At 58.5% G+C, this 23,579-nt stretch carries 20 protein-coding genes; 8 read left to right on the top strand and 12 right to left on the bottom strand.

The window, feature by feature from the left end:
• Positions 1 to 45: 45 nt before the first annotated feature.
• The 3 genes from CGA21_RS06905 to CGA21_RS06895 are packed head-to-tail and all read right to left on the bottom strand — an operon-like array spanning position 46 to position 1,603.
• Positions 46 to 318, bottom strand: a complete 273-nt coding sequence (locus CGA21_RS06905; protein WP_020800814.1) for an MmoB/DmpM family protein — start codon at positions 316 to 318, stop codon at positions 46 to 48.
• The gene (locus CGA21_RS06900; RefSeq protein WP_188263841.1) at positions 315 to 1,310 is read right to left on the bottom strand and encodes an aromatic/alkene monooxygenase hydroxylase subunit beta; all 996 of its coding nucleotides are present in this window, start codon (positions 1,308 to 1,310) and stop codon (positions 315 to 317) included. The genes CGA21_RS06905 and CGA21_RS06900 overlap by 4 nt, the downstream gene beginning before the upstream one ends.
• 17 nt (positions 1,311 to 1,327) lie before the next feature.
• The gene (locus CGA21_RS06895) at positions 1,328 to 1,603 is read right to left on the bottom strand and encodes a phenol hydroxylase subunit (RefSeq protein WP_110754878.1); all 276 of its coding nucleotides are present in this window, start codon (positions 1,601 to 1,603) and stop codon (positions 1,328 to 1,330) included.
• Positions 1,604 to 2,044: 441 nt separating this feature from the next.
• Between CGA21_RS06895 and CGA21_RS06890 the strand changes: the two genes are divergently transcribed.
• Both CGA21_RS06890 and CGA21_RS06885 read left to right on the top strand, forming a co-directional pair.
• Positions 2,045 to 3,727, top strand: a complete 1,683-nt coding sequence (locus CGA21_RS06890) for a sigma-54-dependent Fis family transcriptional regulator (protein WP_188263840.1) — start codon at positions 2,045 to 2,047, stop codon at positions 3,725 to 3,727.
• Positions 3,728 to 3,769: 42 nt separating this feature from the next.
• Positions 3,770 to 4,417: an HD domain-containing protein gene (locus CGA21_RS06885; RefSeq protein ID WP_188263839.1), complete on the top strand. Its 648-nt coding sequence runs from the start codon at positions 3,770 to 3,772 to the stop codon at positions 4,415 to 4,417.
• A gap of 77 nt (positions 4,418 to 4,494) precedes the next feature.
• Here the strand turns inward: CGA21_RS06885 and CGA21_RS06880 are convergent, their stop codons facing one another.
• The 3 genes from CGA21_RS06880 to CGA21_RS06870 all read right to left on the bottom strand — a co-directional run bounded on the left by CGA21_RS06880 (position 4,495) and on the right by CGA21_RS06870 (position 8,591).
• A complete protein-coding gene (locus CGA21_RS06880) occupies positions 4,495 to 5,943 on the bottom strand; it encodes an amidase (protein WP_188263838.1) in 1,449 nt (482 codons plus the stop codon).
• A gap of 158 nt (positions 5,944 to 6,101) precedes the next feature.
• On the bottom strand, positions 6,102 to 7,433 hold the full coding sequence (locus CGA21_RS06875) for an MFS transporter (RefSeq protein ID WP_188263837.1): 1,332 nt from the start codon (positions 7,431 to 7,433) through the stop codon (positions 6,102 to 6,104).
• Between the two features lie 198 nt (positions 7,434 to 7,631).
• Positions 7,632 to 8,591: an AraC family transcriptional regulator gene (locus CGA21_RS06870; RefSeq protein WP_317451685.1), complete on the bottom strand. Its 960-nt coding sequence runs from the start codon at positions 8,589 to 8,591 to the stop codon at positions 7,632 to 7,634.
• Between the two features lie 528 nt (positions 8,592 to 9,119).
• Here CGA21_RS06870 and CGA21_RS06865 point away from each other — a divergent pair.
• Positions 9,120 to 10,424 (top strand): OprD family porin, encoded by a 1,305-nt coding sequence (locus tag CGA21_RS06865; RefSeq protein WP_188263945.1) that lies wholly within the window; start codon positions 9,120 to 9,122, stop codon positions 10,422 to 10,424.
• A gap of 45 nt (positions 10,425 to 10,469) precedes the next feature.
• On the opposite strand, the gene CGA21_RS06860 is transcribed toward CGA21_RS06865, so the two are convergent.
• Entirely contained in the window at positions 10,470 to 11,099 is a 630-nt protein-coding gene (locus CGA21_RS06860; RefSeq protein WP_188263944.1) for a dihydrofolate reductase family protein, read from the bottom strand.
• Between the two features lie 179 nt (positions 11,100 to 11,278).
• Between CGA21_RS06860 and yghU the strand changes: the two genes are divergently transcribed.
• Positions 11,279 to 12,118 (top strand): glutathione-dependent disulfide-bond oxidoreductase, encoded by an 840-nt coding sequence (gene yghU / locus CGA21_RS06855; protein ID WP_110754881.1) that lies wholly within the window; start codon positions 11,279 to 11,281, stop codon positions 12,116 to 12,118.
• 86 nt (positions 12,119 to 12,204) lie between these two features.
• On the opposite strand, the gene CGA21_RS06850 is transcribed toward yghU, so the two are convergent.
• The 3 genes from CGA21_RS06850 to CGA21_RS06840 are packed head-to-tail and all read right to left on the bottom strand — an operon-like array spanning position 12,205 to position 15,554.
• Complete coding sequence (locus CGA21_RS06850; protein WP_110754882.1) at positions 12,205 to 13,965, bottom strand: SulP family inorganic anion transporter; 1,761 nt, start codon at positions 13,963 to 13,965, stop codon at positions 12,205 to 12,207.
• A gap of 47 nt (positions 13,966 to 14,012) precedes the next feature.
• A complete protein-coding gene (ppk2, locus tag CGA21_RS06845) occupies positions 14,013 to 14,834 on the bottom strand; it encodes a polyphosphate kinase 2 (RefSeq protein ID WP_110754883.1) in 822 nt (273 codons plus the stop codon).
• A 57-nt stretch (positions 14,835 to 14,891) separates the two neighbouring features.
• A complete protein-coding gene (locus CGA21_RS06840) occupies positions 14,892 to 15,554 on the bottom strand; it encodes a hypothetical protein (RefSeq protein ID WP_188263835.1) in 663 nt (220 codons plus the stop codon).
• A 205-nt stretch (positions 15,555 to 15,759) separates the two neighbouring features.
• Between CGA21_RS06840 and CGA21_RS06835 the strand changes: the two genes are divergently transcribed.
• Positions 15,760 to 17,034, top strand: a complete 1,275-nt coding sequence (locus tag CGA21_RS06835; protein ID WP_110754901.1) for a flavohemoglobin expression-modulating QEGLA motif protein — start codon at positions 15,760 to 15,762, stop codon at positions 17,032 to 17,034.
• A 655-nt stretch (positions 17,035 to 17,689) separates the two neighbouring features.
• Here the strand turns inward: CGA21_RS06835 and CGA21_RS06830 are convergent.
• Complete coding sequence (locus CGA21_RS06830; protein ID WP_188263834.1) at positions 17,690 to 18,907, bottom strand: DUF3422 domain-containing protein; 1,218 nt, start codon at positions 18,905 to 18,907, stop codon at positions 17,690 to 17,692.
• Positions 18,908 to 19,280: 373 nt separating this feature from the next.
• Between CGA21_RS06830 and CGA21_RS06825 the strand changes: the two genes are divergently transcribed.
• The 3 genes from CGA21_RS06825 (at position 19,281) to CGA21_RS06815 (ending at position 22,201) form a co-directional block, all read left to right on the top strand.
• Positions 19,281 to 20,858, top strand: coding sequence for a sensor domain-containing diguanylate cyclase (locus CGA21_RS06825; protein ID WP_110754886.1), 1,578 nt, complete (start codon positions 19,281 to 19,283; stop codon positions 20,856 to 20,858).
• Between the two features lie 144 nt (positions 20,859 to 21,002).
• On the top strand, positions 21,003 to 21,446 hold the full coding sequence (locus CGA21_RS06820) for a hypothetical protein (RefSeq protein WP_110754887.1): 444 nt from the start codon (positions 21,003 to 21,005) through the stop codon (positions 21,444 to 21,446).
• Positions 21,447 to 21,616: 170 nt separating this feature from the next.
• Positions 21,617 to 22,201 carry a hypothetical protein gene (locus CGA21_RS06815; protein WP_110754888.1) on the top strand — a complete coding sequence of 195 codons (585 nt, stop codon included), beginning with the start codon at positions 21,617 to 21,619 and terminating at the stop codon, positions 22,199 to 22,201.
• A gap of 59 nt (positions 22,202 to 22,260) precedes the next feature.
• Here the strand turns inward: CGA21_RS06815 and CGA21_RS06810 are convergent, their stop codons facing one another.
• On the bottom strand, positions 22,261 to 23,349 hold the full coding sequence (locus CGA21_RS06810; RefSeq protein WP_188263833.1) for an AI-2E family transporter: 1,089 nt from the start codon (positions 23,347 to 23,349) through the stop codon (positions 22,261 to 22,263).
• Between the last annotated feature and the right edge of the window lie 230 nt (positions 23,350 to 23,579).

Below are 23,579 nucleotides of genomic sequence, written 5' to 3'. Positions count from 1 at the left end.
TCCCGTATTCTTGTAATGGATCAACCCCCGGCTTGAAACCGGCGGTCAGTTGTTCCAGTGGAGGGAGAAGCTGTCGTCCTCTTCCACGACGTTGCCGCCGAGGGTGATGACGTACATGAGCATTTCCTGGATGTCCCAGGGGCTGCCGGTCAGTTGCTCGACTGTCTCGCGATGGATATCCAGGCGGCCCCTGGCCTCGATGCGGATCATCGACGGCTGGTGCTGAATCTCGGCATGGGGGTTGTCCTGGACGATCGCGTCGACAATCGAGCGCGCGTAGTCGGTGTCCTGCAGGTTGATGTAGACGAGGGAAGTCATGGACGCGCTCCTGTCAGGCCGATTTTCTTCAGGCGTGCGCTGAACTCGGTGCACACGGTATCCAGCGCGGACGTATCGAGAGTCAGGGCCGCCAAGGGCTCGAGTGCCTCCACGCAACGGGCACTCCAATGATCGACCCAGCTTTGCACCAGATCCTTGTTGGCAGCGCTTTCGTTGATCACGGTCTTGAGCAGCCCGTCGACCCAACGTTGGCTTTCGGCGAACCACAGGCGCATGAACTCGGTGAGCATGCCGACCTGGCCGGCACCATTGGCCGAGAGTTGCTCGTCGAGCTTGTGGAACAGCAGCGGGTACACCAGGCCATCGCTGACCAGGTTTTGCGCCAGGGTCAATTCGAACCAGTCGCGAACCACCAGGGTGTCTTCGACGTAGCGGCGAAGCCCTTGCCATGCCGGGTCGCCGAGCCACTGTTGCTTGGCCTCGGCCAGCAGCAACACGTCGCCGTCATCGAGCATCAGGCCGATCCGCGAGAGGTACTGGGCGATGCCCAGGCGATCCATGGCCTGGAACATGTGCATTTGCGTGACGCTCGTGCCGAACCCGTCGGCGGCGATGCTGCTGTTGTTCATGTTGGCGCCCATCTCGGCGTGCCGAAGCGGCAACAACAGCCTGCTGATCAACTGCACATTGGGCGCGGACAGCCCGGCAAGCATGTCGCGCTTTTCGCAGAACGCGTAATCATGCTCGGCATTTTCCTGCATCTTGGCACGGGCCTGGACGTAGGCGCCGTAGTAGTACTGGCGAGGATCGCTGACGGCATACCAGTCAGCCATCACCACCGCAGTGCGGGTGGCATCATTGAGCAGTTTGTCCGGTTGCCACAACGGCCGGTAATGAAAATTGGTCGCCGACTCCAGGTCGAAACTCGCTTCCTGATATCGGCTCGCTACCTTGTCGCCAAAGCGGCGACGGGTGTGGCTGAAGGTGTTGCGGATCGTCTCGACGGTCGTCGTCTTGATCTCGACACTCATGGTGTGGACTCCTGTAATTATTGTTGGGGGGCCTGGTCACCTGCGGCGCCACGGGTTTCGCCGTAGCGCCACTTGTGCGCATCGGCGTCGAGGGCCTGGGACATCTGCGCGTCCATGTGCTGGACGTGGTGGGTTTCACAAAATTGCCTGAATGCCTGATGCGGCATGACAAGCTCGACATACAGGTCGGGAAAGCCGATGGCGAAATCGAACTCGACAAAGGCAGCGTCTGGCTCACTGCGTACACGGACGTAGCGCGGCATTTGATCGAAGGTGCTGCCAGGTGGGTTCATGCTCGGGATCTCCCTTGTTGTCATGCAGGGATACAGAGCAACATGAGTGCCAGCGCTGCAGCTGGCATCTGGAATAACTTTTAACCCCAATAAAAACAGTTGGTTACGTTAGAGCCTGAAGCGTTTATCGTTGCGGGCGTGGCACTCACCGGGCTGTACCGGCCTTGACGTATTGATGATTTGATCAATCCCGGGCAGAGGGTTCGAGCAAATGAGGAATCAGCGATGCGAAGACTGGAGTCACCCGGATGGCTTGTGAGGTAGAACCTCAAACCCCATGCTCAGCTGCTTAATATCCATTTGACTTTCAAGTGAAATTCGGGACGTTCTATATAGGAAATTTCAACACAGTACCTGACACGGTCCCTCGGTCACGCCCCAGCCTGGGTGCAGGGAGCCCTGTTATCCCCACAAACAAAAAGACATAGGGGTGTTGTTTTCATGAGTATGAAATACCGGGCCTCCGAGCATTCCGCACAGCTCAAGGACCTGACCGACCGCGTGCATTTCCTCGGCAGCGAAGGAAAAATCTGGCTCGATGAGCAACGCATGATGCTGATGCAGGTTTCGGCGATGGCGTCGTTTCGTCGGGAGCTGATCGAGATGATCGGCGCAGAACGTGCAAAGGGCTTTTTCCTTCGCCTGGGCTACCAGTCCGGGCTCAAGGATGCGCAGCTGGCCCGAAAGCTGCGACCCAATGCCAGTGACATCGATATGTTCCTGATCGGACCGCAACTGCACTCGCTCAAGGGCATGGTCAAGGTGCATCCGTTGAAGATGGACATCGATATCGAGGCCGGAACCTTTTATGCCGACATCGAGTGGATAGACTCTTTCGAGGTGGAAAACCATCAGAGTGAACAACTGCATTCCGATCAGCCGATTTGCTGGATGCTCCTGGGCTATGCAATCAGCTATTCGTCGTTCTTCATCGGCCGGCAGATCATTTACAAGGAGGTCAGCTGCCGGGGATGCGGGGACACGATGTGTCGGATTATCGGCAAGCCCGCCGAGGAATGGGAGGATGCCGACACGTTCATGCGCTACTTCCAGAGTGATTCAATCATCGATGAATTGCACACCCTGCAGATACAAGTCGAGAACATGAACCAGCGCCTGCAACTGGGTGCAGGCCAGTTTTACGGCATCGGCCGGTCTGCGATCTACCGCAAGACCTGCGACCTGATCGACAAAGTCGCCCCAGGCAAGGCTTCGGTCTTGCTGTTGGGTGAAACCGGTGTCGGCAAGGAAGTCATCGCTCGCAGTCTGCATCTGCGCAGCGAGCGCGCTGGAGGCCCTTTCATAGCCCTCAATTGCGCGGCCATTTCGCCAGACCTGATTGAAGCGGAGCTGTTTGGCGTCGAAAAAGGCGCTTACACCGGCGCTCAACAAGCGCGTATGGGTCGCTTCGAGCGCGCCCATGGCGGCACCTTGTTTCTTGATGAAATCATCGAACTGACGCCTCGTGCCCAAGCCAGCCTGCTACGGGTTTTGCAAGAGGGCGAGCTGGAACGGGTGGGCGATAACCAGACGCGCACTGTCGATGTGCGCGTCATCGGCGCAACGCATGAGGATCTCGCGCAGGCGGTGAAGGAAGGACGTTTTCGTGCCGACCTTTACTACCGATTGAACGTCTACCCGGTGCGGGTGCCCGCGTTGCGCGAGCGTCGCGAAGACATCCCGCTGTTGATTGAGCACTTCCTTGAGAAACTGCATCAGAGCTACCAGAAAAAAACCCTCGGCCTGTCCGATCGCGCCAGCGAGGCCTGCTTGCGTTATGACTGGCCAGGCAATATCCGCGAACTGCAAAATCTCATCGAGCGCGGTGTGATCATCACGGACAGCAATCAGAGCATTTCCGTTGAGGCACTATTCCCGCACCAGTCCGACGAGGCCTATAGTATTGGCCTGTCGAGCGAAGGTGCTTTGATCAGCCAGAAGCTGGCGCCCCCCGATGAGTGGGTGGGCCGCCTGCTCGATCTTGGCGTGAGCCTTGAAGCCATGGAAGAGCAACTCCTGCAAGGAGCCATGGAGCGCGCCGGGCAGAACGTTTCGGAAGCGGCGCGCCTGCTCGGAATGACGCGACCGGCACTGGCTTACCGGCTGAAAAAGAAACCGGATTGAGGCCTGGTAATGCCGCTGATTTCATTGGGGAGATGGAACACCATGGCACTGATCGATATTTTTGACGTGAATATCCCAGACAGCCAATTGGCACGCGAGGTGACTCAACTCATTCGTGACACTGAAAGCCAATTGCTGTTTTCCCATTCCACACGTGTGTACTTCTGGGGAGCCCTGACAGGCAAACGCAAGGGTCTGGTCTATGACCCGGAACTGCTCTACGCAGCATCGATGTTCCATGATATTGGCCTGACTTCAAAGTACCGGGAAAGCCAGCTTCGCTTCGAAGTGGATGGTGCCAATGCCGCGCGAGACTTCCTGCGCGGCCATGGCATCGCCGAGACAGATTTGGAAAAGGTCTGGAATGCCATCGCGCTCCATACGACACCGGGCATTCCAGAACACATGCATGCTGAGATTGCCCTGCTGCAGGCTGGTGCGGGGATGGATGTGGCAGGACGCGGCTTTGAACAGTTCACCCAGGAACAACGTGACGTCGTGACCGCCGCCTATCCTCGGGATCCCGACTTCGCTCACAAGATGATCGACGAATTTTATCAGGGCCTGAAACATCGCCCCGCCACTACGTTCGGCACCTTCAACGATGATTTCCTTGCCTTCAAGGATCCGGGCTTCAAGCGCACGGATCTGTGCAGCATCATCTTGTGTTCCCATTGGGAGCATGGTTAATCAGGCGAGACCCGAACCCTGTTCGACAGGGTCTCGCCAAAAACAACAAAAGGATGCGAACGGCAGCGAGTGGCTACTCAGAAGCGATGATGCAGATTAGGCATTTGGACTTCTCGTTCAATGACCTCTCCAGCGGCCAACAAGCGTTGTTCGCGGTAGCTGTCGGCGACCAACTGAACTCCTGTCGGGAGACCATCGACCACGCCTGTTGGTACATTCAGACCAGGTAGACAGAGTGCCGCCACGGTGATCAGCGGACTCTGGTCCACCAACACGCGCTTCATGTCTTCTGTCGTACCAAGGTCTTCCCCCCACATCATGGGTAAGCGAGCGGAAGTCGGCATGAGAATGAGGGGGTAGCGGATCATGAATTCATTCCACTGGCGACGCAGTTGATCTCGACGTGCGATGGCGAGCGCATAGCCTTCAAGATCCATCTCAGGGGCGCCCGCCAGCATGTTTGCAACTGAGTGCTCAATGACGCCATCACCGATCGCCTTCACACCGGCAAACATCCCCATTCGCGCTTCCGTCATGACAATCGATTGCCAGATTTCAACGCCTTCGGCCAAGCCTGGTGGCGTGGCGGGCTCAAGTATATATCCAGCGGCTTCGAGTAACCGGGCGGCCTTGCTCAATGCCATTTTGATCGCAGGCGCCAAAGAGCTTCCTGGAATTTCATCGACCAGGGCGACACGCACCGGCGCGCCATCGTCGGGGTAGTCCATTTGCGCAGGCACCCACATGGGGTCACGACGATCAGCCCTCGACATGGCGGCGAGCCCGAGGCGCACGTCGCGTATCCGTCGGGCGAGCGGACCTTGGGCTGACATGGTTTGCAGTCCCAGCAGGCGCAGGCCGGTCGAGGGATGAAATGCCGGTATCCGCCCCGGCGTGGCGCGCAACCCGACAAGGCCGTTAACATATGCCGGGTAGCGAATGGAACCGGCAATGTCAGTGCCGTGTGCCAACGGGCACATGCCTGCGGCCACCGACACCCCCGCTCCACCACTGGACCCTCCAGAGGTCACCCTGTCATCCCAAGGGTTGAGTGTGCGCCCGTGCAACGGATTTTCAGTGAACCAGCGAAAGGAGAACGGCGGTGTATTGGTGCGGCCGACGTTGATCGCCCCGGCCTTTCGCAAATTGCTGACAACGGTACTGTCAGCCGGCGCGATGCGTTCAGCGAAGGCAGGCACGCCATTGGTTGTGGCTTCACCTTCAACGTCGACATTCAACTTGATGGTCACGGGAACCCCGTGTAGCGGCCCCAGATGTTCGTCTCGGCGCACTTGTCCGTCAGCGTCAGCAGCGGCCTGCATCGCCCGTTGTCGATCGGCAAAGACGATGGCATTAAGGCGGGGATTAACGGCATCAATGCGTTCATGGCAGCTTTTGACAGCTTCCCGGCTCGAAATTGTACCCAGGCGGATGTGTGCCGCCATGTCAGCTGCATCCCATTGCCAGATCTGAGCCGGCAGTCCGGCAGCAGGCGTTACATCTTCATCTTGCGTCGGGTTGGTCATCAACGGGCGCTCCTTTGAGGTTGTCTGATTGAAATGTTGGCTCAGTCATCTGCTCACTCACCGGCAACACTCCTCCCGACATGGCATGAATGTCAGAAAAAGGGTTGGGGAAGTGGCAGGTGACGGCGAGGTAATCAACGTGCGACGCGTAGCCGGATTCAAACCGGTTGAGTGGAACCCTGCGCCTTGAGTTTTACGTTTCGGTGACGCACAAAACACATGGCCAGTGCAGCCAGGCAGCCCGGTATGGCGAATACGATGAAGTTCAATTGCAGTGGCAACTGGATGTTCACCAGGACACCCCCAAGGATGGGACCACTGATGGCCCCGCTGCGACCGATACCGGATATCCAGCCCAATGCTGTGGTGCGAATACCCATCGGAAAGAATTGCGCCACGCAGGAGTAGGCGAGGATTTGAGTGCCAATCGTGGTGGCACCGGCAATGAAAATCAGTGCATACAAAATCGCAGTCGGGCTGTTGAAGCCCAAAAGGCTGATCGATGCGGCTGCCAGCAGGAAAAATACGATCAAGACCCGGCGCAGCCCCAGGCGGTCGCCAATCCAGCCGCCACCAACGGCACCGAATATTGCACCGACGTTCATCAGTAACAAAAAGCTCAGGCTCGAACCCAATCCATAACCGGCACTGATCATCAGTTTCGGTAACCAGGAGTTTAGTGCATAGATCATCAGCAAACAGCAGAAGAACACCAGGCACAACAGCACGGTGCTGATGCCCCGACCTTCACGAAACAGCTGAACGAGCGGCGCGCCCTGGGCCTTGAGAGCTGGCACGACAAACGCATCACCGGGCAAGGACACAAAGGCTGGCTGGATACGATGCAAGACCTCCCTGGCCTTCGCTTCATGGCCCTGGCGAATCATGAATCCGACCGACTCCGGCAGATAGCGCAGGATGAATGGCAACACAACCAATGGAACAGCGGCAACATAGAACACTGACTGCCAGCCTAAACCAGGCAATAAAACGATGCCCAGGCCAGAGGAAAGGATGCCCCCAACGGAATAGCCACTGAACATGATTGCGACCAGCGTCCCGCGGATCTTCTTGGGCGCATACTCACTCATCAACGCGACCACGTTTGGCATGACGCCTCCGATGCCCAGCCCGGCCAGAAACCGGCACAGACCAAACTCGGTGAGATCGCGTGCAAAGCCATTGAGCAAGGTGAAGCCGCTGAACAGGGTCACGCAGATGGCAATGATCAGCTTTCGCCCAACCCGATCGGAAAGCGAGCCAAAGATGATAGCCCCTAGCATGGCTCCGAACAGTGCATAGCTACCCAGCGCTCCTGCTTGCAACGGGGTCAGCCCCCAGTCGCTCATCAACGCCGGAAGGACGACACCGTATATCACCAGATCGTAGCCGTCGAAGATAATGATCAACGCACACCAGAACAGCACGCGCCAATGAAAGGTATTGAATTGCGCTTGGTCGATGACCTCATTGATGTCAATTTTCCGCATGGCACTCAACTCTTTTTGTTGTAGTAAGGGATTGAACAGTCACCCTGTTTTTTTCCCTGGCAATACAATCCTAGGGCTGGGCGCATGCAGTCCCTATCCACTGCTCGCAGTCCGTTATCCGTTTTTTACAGACGTCTTTCGAGATGAATACAACGCGTAACCGATGCAGCGATACAGCGGTGGCGCCAGTGAGCCTGGCTACTGGCGACGCTTGAGGGTGTCAGTCGGCAACTCGCCAAACTGTTTGCGATAAATCTCGGAAAACCGGCCCAAGTGCAGGAAGCCGTAATCCATCGCAAGTTCGGTGACGTTGCGATAGCCACACGTCGCGTCGCTGAGGCACGCATGGATTCGCTCCAGCCTCTTCTGTCGGATGTAACGATTAGGTGTAAGCCCCACTGTGCGCTCAAACAGGCCATACAGTGATCGGGGACTCATGTGCGCCTTGCGGGCCAGTTCTTCACTGCTGAAGTCTTCCTTTAGATTTTGCTTAATGTAGTCGGCAATCTGTTCAAACGTGGTTATGGATGAATTCCACTCCGGGCGAGTCAGATTCGTGCGCAAATGCACCAGCAGCTTTGTCGCGACAATCTGCATGTAGTTGTCCTGGATCCGGGGCATCTGCTCGGACGCTTCCGCCTCCGTGCAAATCATGCGCAACAGATCGAAGAAGCCGTTGAGCTCGTTCATTCGATAGCAGGATTCGACAAACCGCAGCCCCTCACCCGGCGTCAGCCAGCGCTGATCGCGGCAAATCGACTCCATTACCGTCAAAGGAATCTTGAGGATGAATTTTTCGCAATCAGCCGAACCGGTCAGATCGACGCGATCATCAGGGTTGATGATCAACATTTCTCCGGCGCTCAAGTAGTGCTCCTGCTTGTGGTTGCGCCACAGACAATGCCCGCGTAACAGGATCTGCAAATGGTAAAAGCTTTCCAGCGCAGGCGACGTTACCCGAACATCGGAGCCATAGCTGATGCGACACAAATCAAGGTTGGCGAACTTACGGTGCAGCAGGCTCGATACGAGCGCCTGTGATCGAGAGAGATGAATGCGGTGGGCGCCCAAATGTTCATTCACATAACCTGAAACCTCATAAGGGTCAGCCAGGTTGAACACTGCACTTTGTTGGTTTGACAGTAACTGTTCCATCACTCAGTACTCTAATCGTCGGCCAGATACACCGATGTTGCGACTACACGGCGTCACTCAAGACACCGTATCGATGAAGTTCCACCACCCTCCCGATGGCGTCAAGGATCATTGCGATCCCCAAGCGCACCATCCGCCCAACGGCGGCATGCACCGGACGACGCCCTCCGGGCAGCGAGATGCCTTATACACGCTTTGCTGCTTGCCCCGATCGAATGCAGCGCAAATTCGTAGAAACAGGATAACCCTCTGCAGAAACTGGATACTGCCCTCAACGTGCCGGGCTTAATTTCAACTTACCCATAACATGAGCATTGGAGATAACGAAAAGACTTCGCGTAGCAACCGACTGCATTCAGCTGTTATTACAAAAAAAGCATCGATATGTTCTGCCGCCTTCAACAAGAACAGCACTCCGTGTTTTGCCTGCAACTCAACCATACGTCTCAATAAAAACAACGATATGGCGCCAAGAAGATGAATACCAAACATACTCCCGCACGTCCCACGAATAGACACCCAATTGGTTTTATGGGTCTTTTCTTATTGTCTTGCTTATTTCCGCTGGCTGCGTCCGCAGGATTTGTTGAAGACTCCAAAGCTACACTTGAATTGCGCAACTACTACTTCAATCAGGATTATCGCAGCGGTACGGCTGCGCCCTCGAAACAAGAAGAGTGGGGCCAGGGTTTTATTCTGAACTATGCGTCCGGCTTCACCGAGGGGCCGATTGGATTTGGTCTGGATGCCCTGGGCATGCTCGGCATACGCCTGGATTCCGGCAAAGGCACACACTACAACCCCAATAGTACGAACCAGGCCGGGTTCGTATTCCCCACCGACAGTGATGGCCGTGCCGTAGATGACTTCAGCAGCCTCGGTCTGACAGCCAAAATACGCGTCGCCAGGACGGAGGCTAAGCTCGGCACACTGCGCCCAAGAATGCCAGTGCTGGTTTTCAACGACGGTCGTCTGTTACCCGAAACCTTTGAAGGCATACAGGTCACGTCACAAGACTTTGAGAACATTACCCTCACCGCTGGCAAAGTGGAAAAGGTAAAAAGCCGCACCTCGTCCAACAACGAAAACCTGGCCATTTCCGGTGCAGGTGGCGCCTCCGGAAAGCGCAGTAACAAGTTCTACTTCACAGGTATCGACTACACGTTCAGTCCAGATTTATTACTCCAGTACTATTACGGTGGCCTCGAAGATTTTTACCAACAGCATTTCCTGGGGATGGTGCATAACCTCGCTTTACCCGTCGGAACTCTCAAGAGCGATCTTCGTTTCTTCGACAGCAGCCCGGATGGCCGCAATGGCAGCCAGGCAGGACGGCAGGAGGGATACCGTAGTACCGGCTACAACAATAACGGCAAAGTCGACAATCGCGCGCTCGCAGGCATGTTCACCTACTCAGCGGGGCCTCACTCCCTGGGCCTCGGCTACCAGACGCTCAGTGGCTCCAGTGACTTTCCTTTCGTCAACCAGGGTGATGGTTCAGCGACGTATCTGATCACGGACAGACAAACCGGTGCCCGTTTCCAGCGTGCCGGTGAAGATACCTGGGTCGCGCAGTACGGATTCAATTTCGCAAGTGTCGCCATCCCCGGCCTTACCACCCTGATAACCTATCAACGAGGGGATAACGTCAAGACTGCTACAGGCGATCAACACGAGTGGGAGCGGGATATTCATTTCAACTACGCCTTCCAGGCGCCGGCGCTTAAAGGCTTGAGCCTGTCACTGCGTAACGCAACACTGCGCAGCACCGTCCCTAATCAACGGGATATCGATGAGAACCGGGTGTACATCACCTACACCCGGGAATTGTTCTGATCAGACCTTCTCCTTCAACGAGCCGTCGCCGGGAGCACTTTGCGCTCACTGCCGTTTTACCTCTTCAAAAGATCCCGTGCGCACCTCGCCGCTGCGCACGTAGCGGCTGATCAACACGCCGCGAGGTGTACTTTTCGAGTGTTCAAGCGTGAAGGCCGCGGATTGTGCATTGTCATCGAACAGGCGCTTGCCTGACCCGAGGACAACCGGAAAAGTCATCAGCCGAAGCTCGTCCACCAACCCTGCTGTCAGCAGTTGGCGCACCAGGTCGGCGCTGCCCTGCGTCAACAGCTGGGCACCGTCCTGTTGCTTGAGCGCGCAAACTGCGTCGGCAAGGTTGCCCTGCAACGCATGACTGTTGTGCCAATCGAGCGTATCGGGATGATGGGTGGCCACATGCTTGGGCACGGCGTTGAACAGGTCGGCGATGTAGTTGTGCGCCTCGGCGTTTATCCGCGGCCAGTACGCCGCAAATATGTCGTAGGTACGACGCCCCAGCAGCAACTCGAATGGTTGTGAGAACAGATCCCGTACAGCCTGGCCAGAAGCCTCGTCCGAATAAGGCACTATCCAGCCACCGAAGCGAAATTCGCCGCTGGTGTCTTCATCAGGCCCGCCGGGTGCTTGAATGACGCCATCGAGGCTGATGAAAGCGGCAACGATAAGCTTGCGCATGCTCTTCTCCTGATTCGCCTTCGTGAAAGTTCCTGCCAGGGAACATCGAACCAGATGCATTCCCTGAATCCTGGTCGAATGGACCTCTGCGAAATCGACAGCAGTTGCTCGACGCGCTCCGGCGACATACTGTTTTACCCCAGGTCAAAGTCATCACAACGAACGATGGGGTCCATCACGTGAGCAAAACGTCTTATGTTCCGCCCAAGGTCTGGAAAAACAATGCGCCCTCTGGCGGCGAGTTTGCCAATATCAACCGCCCTGTTGCAGGCGCCACCCATGACAAGACACTGCCGACAGGCAAGCATCCGTTGCAACTGTATTCGCTGGCGACGCCCAATGGCGTAAAAGTGACGATCATGCTCGAAGAGCTATTGGCGCTTGGGCATACCGGCGCCGAATACGACGCCTGGCTGATCCGCATCAGCGAGGGCGAACAGTTTTCCAGTGGCTTTGTCGAGATCAACCCGAACTCGAAGATCCCGGCGCTGCTGGATCGCAGCGTCGAGCCGCCGCTGCGCGTGTTCGAATCCGGTTCGATCCTGCTCTACCTGGCGGAAAAGTTCGGCGCCTTCCTGCCCACCGATCTCGCGGGACGCACCGAAACCCTGAACTGGCTGTTCTGGCAAATGGGTTCGGCACCCTATCTGGGCGGCGGCTTCGGGCACTTCTACGCCTACGCGCCGGAGAAGCTCGAATACCCGATCAACCGCTTCACGATGGAGACCAAGCGGCAGCTGGATGTCCTCGACCGTCGACTTGCGCAAAGCCCCTACCTGGCCGGTGACCGCTACACCATCGCCGACATCGCGGTCTGGCCCTGGTACGGCCAGTTGGTGCGCAACAACGTGTATTCGGCTGCCGAATTTCTATCGGCCCACCAATACACCCACGTGCAAAGATGGGCGCAAGAAATCGCCAATCGACCGGCGGTCATCCGCGGCCAGCGCGTCAACCGGACGTGGGGGGATGAGGCGAGCCAGGTGCCTGAACGGCATCAGGCTGCTGATCTGGGCTGATCTGGGCTGAAGGTCGACATACGTCCGGCGTTTACAGCGCCGGGCGACAAGCACGGCGCCCGTCACCTGCCTTTCCAGCCCGCCAGCTATTGCTCGGGGTGCATCATGAGATAGTTGTCGACTGCATCCCCTACCGTGGGGAAAAACGCCGATTCGCCAAACCTTGCGAAAAGCCCGAAGCGCTTGAGTTTGTCCTTGACCGGGTCCTTCATCTCTGCCACGCACAACTTGATGCCCGCCGCGTGCAGGGTGTCGTCGAGCTCTGCCAACATGTCGGCCGAGGTCACGTCGACACTGGTGACCGGCTCCGCCGCCACGACCAACCAGCGCACCGGCGTGGGCGAGGCCGCCACGGCGTTCAGCACGCGTTCGTTGAACAGTTCGGCGTTGGCGAAAAACAATGGCGCATCCCATCGAAACAGGACCAGGCCGGGGATCAGGTGCGCGTTCGGATAACGCTGGATGTCGTGGTAGCCCTTGACCCCCTCGGCTTGCCCCAGCACTGCGGAGTACGGCCGCCAGCCATCCCACAGGAACTCGATAACGGCGATCACGATAGCCAGGGCGATACCCTCGATCGCCCCGAACACGGCGACGCCAATGGTGCAGGCGATCGACAGCCAGAACTCCCAGCGCTGGATACGATAAATGCGTCGCAGGTCGGCGACTTCGATCAAGCCGATGGCCGAGGCGATCACCACGGCTGCCAGTGCGCTGTTGGGCAGGTTTTCCAGCAGGTTCGGCGCCACCATCAACAGCACGGCCACCGCCAGTGCGCCGACCACGCCGGTCAACTGGGTCTTGGCGCCGGCGGCTTCGGCCACGGGCGTGCGTGAAGAACTGCTGCTGATGGGAAAACCCTGGAAAAACCCTGCTGCCAGATTGGCAAAACCGAGTCCCGCCATCTCCTGGTTCGGGTTCACATAGGTACGGGTTCGCGCCGCGTAGACCCGCGAGAGCACACTGGTGTCGGCAAACGAGACGAGGGCGACGGCGCAACCGCCGATAATCACCGGGACCAGGTCGTCGCGGGTGATCCAGGGGATCGCGAACGCTGGTAAACCTTGGGGAAGCGCACCGAGGACCGCCACACCTGCGCCCTTGGCCAGGCCCAGCACACCCACGGCGATGGTCGCGCCTGCCACGGCGATGAGGATGCCCGGGATCCGCTTGTGTCCTTTGAGCAGCAGGATTACCGCCAGGGTGGCGGCTCCTACCATGAAGGTGGTCCAGTTGGTCTTGCCATCCATTATCCCGCTGGCGATGGCCCACAGGTTTCGGAACGGACCGTCTGACTCGATCGAAAAGCCGAAAAGTTTCGGCAATTGACTGATCAATACCGTCACGGCGATCCCGTTCATATAGCCGTAGCGGATCGGCTTGGACAACAGCTCGGTAATGAACCCCAGGCGCGCGATGCCGGCCAGGATGCACACGGCGCCCGACACGATCGCCATCATGCTCGCCAGGGCAACGGCGCGATGAGGGTCGCCGCCCGACAGTGGCACGACGACCGCAAGGATCACGGCCGCCAGCGAGGAATCCGGCCCCAGCACCAGGATCCGGCTGGGGCCGAACAGTGCATAAGCGATGAGCGGAACGATGGTCGCGTACAGGCCATAGATGCCGGGCACGCCTGACGCCACGGCGTAGGCGATGCCGACGGGCACCAGCATGGTGGTGAGCACCAGGCCGGCCATGATGTCGTGGCGCAACCAGGCCATCTGGTACTTGCGCAGCGTAACAAGCCCGGGGAGCCAACGGCTCCAGCCGTTGCCGTCGCCGCTATCGCGAGGTGCAATCCGACCGGGTTCCGGGGTGGGCGGCGAAGTATCCGATTGGCTCATGGGTCTAAGGCCTTTAGTGTCCGGCATAGCGCCGCGGCAGGTGCCCCTCAGAATTTTTCAGGAATTCGCCGCAGCGGATAATCCGGTTCGCGATAGCCGCCAGGCTTCTGCCGCTTGGGTAACACCACCTTCTCGCGTGCGACGTCCTCATAGGGAACACGGCTGAGCAAATCAGAAATGATGTTCAGGCGCGCGCGGCGCTTGTCGTTGGAGTTGGCGACCAACCAGGGGGCGTGCTCGGTATCGGTCGCCTGGAACATGTCGTCACGCGCCCGCGAGTAGTCATACCAGCGGCTGTAGGATTTGAGATCCATGGGGGTGAGCTTCCAGATTTTGCGCCCATCCTTGATACGCTCTTCCAGCCGACGGGTCTGTTCCTCAGGACTGACTTCCAGCCAATACTTAAGCAAAATAATGCCTGAATCGACAATCGCCCGCTCCACGTTGGGCACCGTTTTCAGAAACCCGTCAACCTGCTCCTTAGTGCAGAACCCCATCACCCGCTCCACGCCCGCACGGTTGTACCAACTGCGATCGAAGATCACCACCTCGCCGGCCGCAGGCAGGTGCGGCAGGTAGCGCTGGACATACATCTGGCTTTTTTCCCGATCAGTCGGTGCTGGCAGCGCCACCACGCGAAACACCCGCGGGCTCACACGCTCGGTCAGTGCCTTGATGGTCCCGCCCTTGCCCGCGCCGTCGCGCCCCTCGAAGACAATGCAGATCTTGATGCCCTTGGCCTTTACCCATTCCTGCAATTTGACCAACTCGACATGCAGCAGGCGCAGTTGCTCAAGGTAATCGCTGTTCTTCAGCTTCAGGCTTTTTGCGGGATAACCCTTAGCGGCTTTCTTTTTGTCCTTTGCCATGACCAAGACCTCAGGAAAACAGGTTGTCGACAGGTAAGCAGTGTGATTGCTGGCTGCTCAGCCACCGAGTGCAATGATCGCGACGATCAGCACGGCACCGGTGACCGCCATCGCAACGCCGCCAACCCAAGGTTTTGCGCCGGCATAGCGCGCCAGTATCCAACCGGCGAGGAACAGCACCACCAGCCCGACCAGGTTGGACAGGCGAACGGCAAGCGCTGTCTGGTCGAGCAACAGAAACGGCACCACGAGGGGAAATGTCGATGCCACCACCAACAGGAACACCCCGATCGCGCCCCAGATGTCGTCCCAGGTAAGGCGTGGCTGCACCGACGTGTTGGCAAATTTGACCAGGCGCAGACGCAGCGACTCCAGCTCTTCGGGACCGGCCGCCGCGACCAGGCGCGGTGGCAGTGCATCGGCAATCAGCGCTTGCCCGGTCGCCGCATCCGCACCACCGCTCAAGGTGGCAAACAGCGTACGTTTACGCGTGCGCTCGATCAGGCTGCGCAGTAAATACATTACTGCGTCGGCGAGGCCCCAGGCCAGGTTGCACCCCAGCGCTGCGAACATCATCGTGCGTTCCGCTTCCTGGCCAGATGTTGCCACGCTGATGGTTCCGGTAAAGGTCATTGCCATGAGCAGGCCAAAGATCACTTCCGTCACGCGATCGACCGGATCAAGTACCCGTGCCCGCTTTTGCTCTGCTGTGCCTTGCATGCAGTCATCCTCGCACGGCCGCGTCTACGTGGGGCCCTTTGAGGCAGACCGAGGCAGCGGTCTTTTATCACTGGGCGGTTTCAACAAATTTTCAGTGTAGTTTGAAAAGCGTGTTTCGCTGGCGATTCAGACTGCACCGTCGCACCGCGACGCCTCGGCACCGACTAAGCTTTACCATTGAACCTGATTGCCCATGGAGATGTGCGTGAGCAGCGCTCCCCTGTCCGAACTCGATGCCGCCCTGCCCGGTCTGGTGCGCAAGATCCGCGTGCTGGATGCCCTGGCCTGGCCGGAGGGGGTCGAGGAAGATTTCCTGGCCCGTTGGCGCGCGGGACAAGCGCAACTGCCCAGGGTCGAGTTGCGCCCGCGTGATCACGGCGCCGACATTCGTGCGCTCGAAGCCTTTATCGGCCGCTGCGATGAGGGGCATCCCGCTGGGCGCCACCTGGCCATGACCGCGCGCAGCTATGCCACGGCCGGGCACATGCTCGGTGCCATAGGCACGCCCGCCTTTACCCAGTATTCGTCAGCCTTGTATCGACGTCCGGACTTCTACTATCCGAGCCTGAACCTGAGCATGCTGGACGCGGCCCACTTCTTCCTCAAGACCACCGACGCCCTTCTGGGCGGAGCGCGGATTCCTCCGAGCCCCGCTGAGATCCCGGCCGAGGCCTTCGCCGCCTGGATGCAACCGGAACTGGATCGTTTCTTCGGCCCGGGCCGGATCACGGTGGTGCTCGACCCGACCCTGGCCGCCAAGGCCATCGCCGGGGCGAGCCGTATTCGCCTGCGGGCCAGTGCGCTGTTTTCGCAACTGGACAAGAACCAGCTATTGCAGCACGAGGCTTTCGTGCATGTCGCGACGGCACAGAACGGAGCGCTGCAACCGAACCTCAAGAGTCTTGGCCTGGGAGCACCGCGTACCACCCAGACCCAGGAAGGTATCGCCACCCTCGCCGAGCTGTTCACCGGCAGCATGGACATCAACCGCCTGCGTCGCCTCGCCTTGCGTGTGCTCGCGGTGCAACAGGCGCTCGATGGCGCCGATTTCATCCAGGTGTTCGAAGGTTTTCTCGCTGCCGGCCAGACCCAGGAGGAATCCTTCCGCTCGACCCAGCGGGTGTTTCGCGGCGCAAGTCTGCACGGCGGTTCGGCGTTCACCAAGGATGCGGCGTACCTGACCGGTTTGCTTGGCGTGCACACCCTGCTGCGCATCGCAATCCGCGACAACCGACCGGAACTGGTCGGCTATCTGTTCGCCGGGCGCCTGAGCCTGGGGGACACCGTGCGCCTGGCCCCGCTCTTCGAGTCCGGCTGGCTCCAGGGGCCAGTCCATCTGCCGGCCTGGGCCTCCGATCTACGGTTGCTCGCCGCCAACCTCGCCTTCTCTGCTTTCATCTCGCGGATAAAGCTGGATGTGCTGGACCTGGACGTGCTCATGGCCTTCGCCGATGCGCATGAAGCCGATGCCAGTGCCTAGGAAGGCAGGACCTGTAGGAGCGAGCATGCTCGCGAGAAACCTGAGGGCACTGCGGGGTATCAGACTCCCCACGTCATCGTAATTGAGCCGTGCGCAACGGTGATGCGGGGCGTCATAGGAAGCTAAGTGAGGTTTATTGTCGGAGTGCATATCCATTGCTGCGGTAACGGCCACTTATGGTTTCGCCCTTACGGCGACTCCCTTTTTCAAACGCCAAAAAGGAAGCAAAAGGCTTTGCCCCACCACTCGGTGCCTCGCTTAGGCTCGGCATGCCAGAACGAAGGCATTGCTCCGTGGGTCGCCGCGATGGGCCATCCCTGGCCCAGCGCGGCTAAACCGGCGTCCTGCCGGTTTACTCACTGCGCAATGCCTGCGTTCGGCCATCGTGGTTAACGGGGCGCTCGCGATCAACAGCAAAGCGAGGCGGCCTTAAAGCCGACCTGACTGTTACGGGTGAACCTGGATCCCCATGTAGGAGCGAGCATGCTCCGGGCGGCGTTCCGACGATGGTCGTTAACGACGCTGGGCACCTGATACCCCGCGGCGCTCTCAGGTTTTTCGCGAGCATGCTCGCTCCTACAGTAAGGGCGAAACCTTAGTGGCCGTTGCCGCGTAAATGGATATACATTGAAAACCGAGCATACGCGTCATTGCCTCAATGCTCTTTGACTTTCCTGATATGCAGGATGATCCAGACAAGAATCCCGATCGCAAGGGGCGCCATGGCCAACATGGCCTCGCGCGGGGTCAGCGCCACGCCGAGCAGGTGCAGCCCCGAGTAACCCAGCTTGAGCAGGCTCAGCAGGTAGTAGCTGATGGCAATGATCGAAAGACCTTCCACTGCTCGCTGGATCTTGATCTGGGCATCGGCGCGGGCGTTCAGGCTGTTGAGAATTTCCGAGTTCTGCTCTTCCATCTCCACCTGGACCCGTGCCTGCAACAGGTCGCCCAGATTGGCCACGCTTTCAGCCAGATGCTCGAGTCGCTGCTCGGTAGCCGTGCAATACCTGACGGTGGGTTTGAAGCGACGCTCGATAAACACGCCAAGGCGCTGGCAATCACCGACATGACTTTCTCGCAGTTCACCCAGGCGTTCGAACACCAATTGCGCATAGGCCTGGGTGGCACTGAAGCGGTGGCGCGTTTTCGCCGTCGTGCTGACCACCTGGGCAGAAAGGTTGGAGATATCCGCCAGCAGGGCTTTGGCATGACTGCCGGCAGGGTCTGCATTGCGTTCGGAGAGGGTGACCAGGGTCTTGTCGAACACATCGAGCTGGGCGCTCAAGTCCTTGGCCATGGTCAAGGACAACGAGGCTATCATCCGGTAAGTCTCGATTTCCAGGAGGCGGCGAATCATCCGCCCCTGGCGGTAGGCATTCAGGCGCCGGTTGATGAATAACAAGTGGTTACTGCCATCCTCGCTGATCCGGAAATCACTCCAGACCACGGCATCGCCTCCCCCCACGCAGGAACCGCACGGGTCCTTGAAACCGTAGCGCGAGAGTTCCAGCTGCGCTTCACCACGCACAACGATCTGTACCGAATTGATCAGGGTCGGCAAATACGCCTGGATTTTTCGCGCCAGTACATCGGGCAGCGCCGTCCAGGACAACTCATCGCCCGAGGACGTGACCACCAGGGTCAAGGTGAAAAACTCGGTATGACGCTCCCACTTCAGCGCGTGGCCATCAAGCTGGGTAATGCCTTGGGCAGCCTTGAGATCGAGGGAGGCAAGGCAGCAGTCTTGAAGAAAGGTATTGCACACCTGCTCGCTGCCGAGGAAAGCCAGGTGAAACACATGGGCCGGCTCATCGAAATACAGTGACGGGCGTGCGTGCAGTTCGTTGTGCAGGCTTTGTCGTAACGGGTGCATAGGGTGTGGCCATCTTGGAGTTGTTTTTGGCGCCTGCGATAAATGCCTGGGCTTACAGGGCGTTATCGACTGCTATTGTCAGTGGGACAGGCCGACGCCCGCACGAGTCACCGATTTTCGCGCGTTCTGTGCGAGCGGGTTGCGGAACGCAAGTGCGCACCAAGATGTCTTTTGTACTAGACACCAAGGTGTCGCAACCCCTTTAGATTCAGAGGTGGTCTTGATGAACAATATTATCTACATCGTCGGTGCCGTCGTGATCGTCCTGGTGATTCTGTCATTTGTCGGTCTTGTCTAGTCCAGGTCCTTCGGCGTACCTGAGCAGGCTGAAGATGGCGTGCGGCGTGGAGACCGCTCGCGAAAGGAGATGTTGATGCCCGGAAGCAAGCAACCGCCCATGGTTGAGGGCGATGACGGACCTGTTTTTGTAAGAAACGTGCGCGCTGGCGCTGTCTTCCGGCTCACCGTGAGTTTCATGCTGGTGGTGGTCCTGGCGTTCATCGCTGTCGAGGGTTGGCGAATGTGGCGCGATTACCGGTCAACCTTCGACTCTGCCCGCGATTCGGTGACGAACCTGGCGCGCGCTACTGCGCAGCACGCCGAAGATGCCATTCGGCAAGTGGATGTACTGACCGGCACCCTCGGTGAACGGGTGGAAGGCGACGGACTACAGAACATCAATGTCCCGCGCATTCATAAGCTGTTGGCCCAGCAATCGAAAATCATGCCGCAACTGCACGGCCTGTTCATCTACGGCGCGGACGGCCAATGGATCGTCACCGATAAGGAAACCACGCCGGAACCCGCCAACAACGCCGACCGCGATTACTTCCAGTATCACCGCACGCACGAGGATAAGAACGTGCGCATCGGCGAGGTGGTGAAGAGCAGATCCACCAACGACTTGATCATCCCCATCTCTCGTCGCTTGAACAATCTGGATGGAAGCTTCGCCGGCGTGCTTCTTGGAACGATCAAGGTCAGCTACTTCGTCGACTACTACGGCGACTTCAAGATCGATGACAAGGGTGCATTGGTGCTGGCCATGCGCAACGGGACCATCCTGGTACGGCGTCCCTTCATTGAATCCGTGGTGGGTAAGAGCCTGGCGGACAGCGAGATTTTCAAGCGTTATCTTCCCAATGCCAGCCAAGGCATCGCCGAAGTCAAGGCCGTCGTGGACGACACCGAACGCCTGTACGGCTACCGCGCATTGACCACCTATCCCCTGGTGGTGGAAGCCGGACTTTCCCGTGACTCCATCATCGCCCCCTGGCGCCGTGATCTACTGAAAACCGGGTGGGTGCTGGTGGTTCTGATCGGGGTGCTCGCGGTGTTCGGACTCATCGTCTTGAGTCAGTTGCGCCAGAGAATGGTGACGGAAAGAAAATTGCGCCGTGCACACCAGGCCATGCGCGACATGGCGCTGACCGACAGCCTGACGGGCCTGGGCAATCGCAGACGCCTGGATACTGCGTTGCCAGAGCAGATTCGCCTGGCTGCGCGCCAAGGGTCCACGCTTTCATTGATCATGCTCGATGTCGATTACTTCAAGCGCTACAACGACAGCTATGGGCACGCTGCCGGCGATGATTGCCTGGGCGCCGTAGGGACGGCGATCCAGCAGGCGGTCAAGCGACCGGGGGATCTGGCCGTCAGATACGGTGGAGAGGAGTTCACGGTGCTGCTCCCCAACACCGATAGCGCTGGCGCAGCACAGGTTGCCGAAGAAATTCTGCAAGCCATTCGAGCACTGCACATAGAGCATTGTGCGCATCCCCTGGGAAAGGTCACGGCCAGCGCGGGGATCACCACTGCCCGCCCGAGTTTTGAAAGCGTGACGCCGGCCAGCTTGATCAAAGCCGCTGATGCCCTGCTCTATGTGGCAAAACAACAAGGACGAAATCGTTGGTGCTGCGCCAACGAGCCGAGCGCAAGTCAGCCACTGTAAGCACCCGCTTTGTCCTCAAAATCCTGTACAACAAACTGGAGGGACCTTGAGTCTCACCCAGTCTGCTACGCTTTTCATTCTCCGGATGGATTCGGGCAATCATTGCCAAAAGGCTGTTTCGCCGGCCACTCGAGGGGATGGAATGTGAAAGGCCAATTACTGGGGGTCGCTGCAACGATCATCATCATCGGTTCTACTGTCTATGGATTCAACAACTGGAAAGCGCAGCAGAGTCAGCGCCAGGAAGCGGTATGTGCGTTAGCGCGCCAGCACCTCAAGGATCTTGAAGTACAGGCTCGGGCCCTGGCCGCCGGGTTGTCGGTCGAGGCTTATGCCGAGGCCGAAAAAGCCGAGGCTGGCAAACTGGTTTCGGCACTGGATACTGCAAAGAACGAAGCCGAGGTTGACGCGGTGATCGATCAGCACTCTGCCGCCATCGAAGCGCAGATCCATGCTGAAGACGCGGAGGTCAAGTCTCGGGGTGAGCAGAAGTTCCTCGGTCAGGAACGCAAGGAACAGCGCATCACCACCGACATGAAACAGGAAATCCAACGGGCCGAGAAGGCCGTCGCCGATGACTGTCAATAGTCTGGCCCGTGCCTTTCCCTACACCTGCGAGAGCAAAATCTTGCAGTGTAGATTTTTTAAATGCGTATGCTTCTCAAAGTGACTAACGCGTTCTAGACTCCACTACTTGCAGGTTTATTCAAGCTCCGCGTCCCTGACATAACGCCAATAAAAACCAGGAAGATACAGCCTTGAAAACTTCTACTATCAGCGTTGTGGGGAGTCTGCTGGTCTCGGGCGCGGTTTCGGCTACAGGAATTGCTCCTATCCTCGATCTGGATTTCACCAGAACAGCCATCGAAACCCTGAAAAAGCATGGGATCGACGACGCGTGCATCATTGCCGCCCCACACCCGGGAACGTTCACTTACTGCCGGGAAGGCTCTTCGACACTTTGGCAGTACCAGACCCTGGACCTGGTACAACAGGACAGGCTGCTCAATGAAGGAACACGGGCCTCGACCGAACATGGGCAAATCACTGTCGTGCAGGACGATAGCGCTGCCTGCGATATAGAACACCCGGTAGCGAAAGGTGAAACGACAACCTTTGCCGCCCTGGTCCTCAGCCTGGCAAGCCTGTTCCTGTTGATCGGTTTTCGCTATACCTATCTGGCAATCATGCAGGGACGCTATCAGCCGGTGGCCTATTCGGATCCGCGCCTGCAACGCTTGATCAGCCCCCTGACAGCGCACCCCTCGACCATCAAGGCACTGAGGTCCTTCGGAATCGCCGCCGCGTTGGCCCTGGTCTACTGCTGCTATCTCGGGTTCTGAACCAGGAACCCGCCAACGATCTGGCCGGTCCCTGAACGGTCGATCCCATGGATGATCCGCTACAGCCTTTCCTCCACCACCGGCGGCTCCCGTACCCACTGCCAGAACAGCTGGTAACCGACCGCCAGCACCACCGGGCCGATGAACAAGCCAAGGATGCCGCCGGTAACCATTCCGCCCAGGGCTCCGATCAATATCACCGGCATCGGCACGTCGACACCGCGCCCCAGCAACAAGGGCTTGAGCACGTTGTCCACCAGGCCCGCGACGAAGACGTAGATGGCAAAGACGATGGTCGCGGTGCTGGCGCCTTCGGTGGCGAAAACATAGGCAATGACGGGCACTGTGACCAGCGTTGCCGGCAACTGCATGATGCCCAGCAGAAACACCGCCAATGCCAGCAGCCCGGCACCGGGAACGCCCTTGAAGACAAATCCTAACCCTACCAGCAGCATCTGGATGAACGCGATACCCACCACCCCAAGCGCCACGGCGCGGATGGTTGCGGTACACAAGGCCGCTATCTGGGGGCCTCTTGCCGGTCCGCTGATTCGCGAGGCGATCTGTACCGATGCGCGGCTACCCGCTTCGCCGTAGGCCATGAAGATCCCGGCAATGATCAGCGCGAAGATAAACATCAGAAAACCCATGCCGACGCCAGCCAGCTTGCCCAGCAACGACAGGCTGAAACCTTTGATTTGCGGTATGTATTTCGCCGTCAGGCCAGGCAGGTCGGTGGCCGCCTGCAGCCACAGCGCCGACAATGGTTTGCCCACCAATGGCCATGTGGCGACGGAATCGGCGGGAGGCGGAATGCGGATACCTTCATCGCGGACCACGGTCATGGCGTTTTCGACCGAATCGGCAATGGAGGTGCCCAACAGGTAGATCGGCACCATGAGAATGACGATGGCCACCAGCACGATCAGCGTCGCAATGCGCCCGTCTTTTCGCCCCAGCGGGCCCCGGAGCCGTTCTTGCAACGGGTAAAGCGTGATCGCCAGGATGATTGACCACAGCATCAGGTCGCGAAACGGACGGAAAATTTCGAAGCAGAACAGCACCAGTACGACAATCAGTCCGGCGCGGATCAAGGTGTCGAGCAGCCCGCGGGACAAGGCCTTCTCTGACAGCGGCATGGGTACCATGGACGTCTCCTGGCTAGTATTCGGTTAGCCCAGCATAGACGCTGATTTCGAGGTTTGAGGGGGCAATGCGTTTCCGTGTAGGCGCCAGGCTTGCCGGCGGAAAACGATAACGCGGTGCAACAGAGTTCCCATGGATCGTTCCCACGCGCCGCAAAGGAATGCCGCCAGGGACGCTCCGCGTTCCGCTGACGATGCAGGATGCATTCCTTTGCGGCGCGCGGGAACGATCA

Origin of the sequence: Pseudomonas sp. PSB11, from assembly GCF_014596605.1 — a bacterium.
In the GTDB taxonomy this organism is placed as follows: domain Bacteria; phylum Pseudomonadota; class Gammaproteobacteria; order Pseudomonadales; family Pseudomonadaceae; genus Aquipseudomonas; species Aquipseudomonas umsongensis.
Note: the sequence above shows the minus strand (reverse complement) of the source record. Positions and strands in the feature narration are given on the sequence as shown.

Bases quoted from the DNA above. Each gene is read 5' to 3' on its own strand.
- CGA21_RS06905 (WP_020800814.1), bottom strand. From the start codon at position 318: ATGACTTCCCTCGTCTACATCAACCTGCAGGACACCGACTACGCGCGC.
- CGA21_RS06900 (WP_188263841.1), bottom strand. From the start codon at position 1,310: ATGAGTGTCGAGATCAAGACGACGACCGTCGAGACGATCCGCAACACC.
- CGA21_RS06895 (WP_110754878.1), bottom strand. From the start codon at position 1,603: ATGAACCCACCTGGCAGCACCTTCGATCAAATGCCGCGCTACGTCCGT.
- CGA21_RS06890 (WP_188263840.1), top strand. From the start codon at position 2,045: ATGAGTATGAAATACCGGGCCTCCGAGCATTCCGCACAGCTCAAGGAC.
- CGA21_RS06885 (WP_188263839.1), top strand. From the start codon at position 3,770: ATGGCACTGATCGATATTTTTGACGTGAATATCCCAGACAGCCAATTG.
- CGA21_RS06880 (WP_188263838.1), bottom strand. From the start codon at position 5,943: ATGACCAACCCGACGCAAGATGAAGATGTAACGCCTGCTGCCGGACTG.
- CGA21_RS06875 (WP_188263837.1), bottom strand. From the start codon at position 7,433: ATGCGGAAAATTGACATCAATGAGGTCATCGACCAAGCGCAATTCAAT.
- CGA21_RS06865 (WP_188263945.1), top strand. From the start codon at position 9,120: ATGGGTCTTTTCTTATTGTCTTGCTTATTTCCGCTGGCTGCGTCCGCA.
- CGA21_RS06860 (WP_188263944.1), bottom strand. From the start codon at position 11,099: ATGCGCAAGCTTATCGTTGCCGCTTTCATCAGCCTCGATGGCGTCATT.
- CGA21_RS06850 (WP_110754882.1), bottom strand. From the start codon at position 13,965: ATGAGCCAATCGGATACTTCGCCGCCCACCCCGGAACCCGGTCGGATT.
- ppk2 (WP_110754883.1), bottom strand. From the start codon at position 14,834: ATGGCAAAGGACAAAAAGAAAGCCGCTAAGGGTTATCCCGCAAAAAGC.
- CGA21_RS06840 (WP_188263835.1), bottom strand. From the start codon at position 15,554: ATGCAAGGCACAGCAGAGCAAAAGCGGGCACGGGTACTTGATCCGGTC.
- CGA21_RS06830 (WP_188263834.1), bottom strand. From the start codon at position 18,907: ATGCACCCGTTACGACAAAGCCTGCACAACGAACTGCACGCACGCCCG.
- CGA21_RS06825 (WP_110754886.1), top strand. From the start codon at position 19,281: ATGCCCGGAAGCAAGCAACCGCCCATGGTTGAGGGCGATGACGGACCT.
- CGA21_RS06810 (WP_188263833.1), bottom strand. From the start codon at position 23,349: ATGGTACCCATGCCGCTGTCAGAGAAGGCCTTGTCCCGCGGGCTGCTC.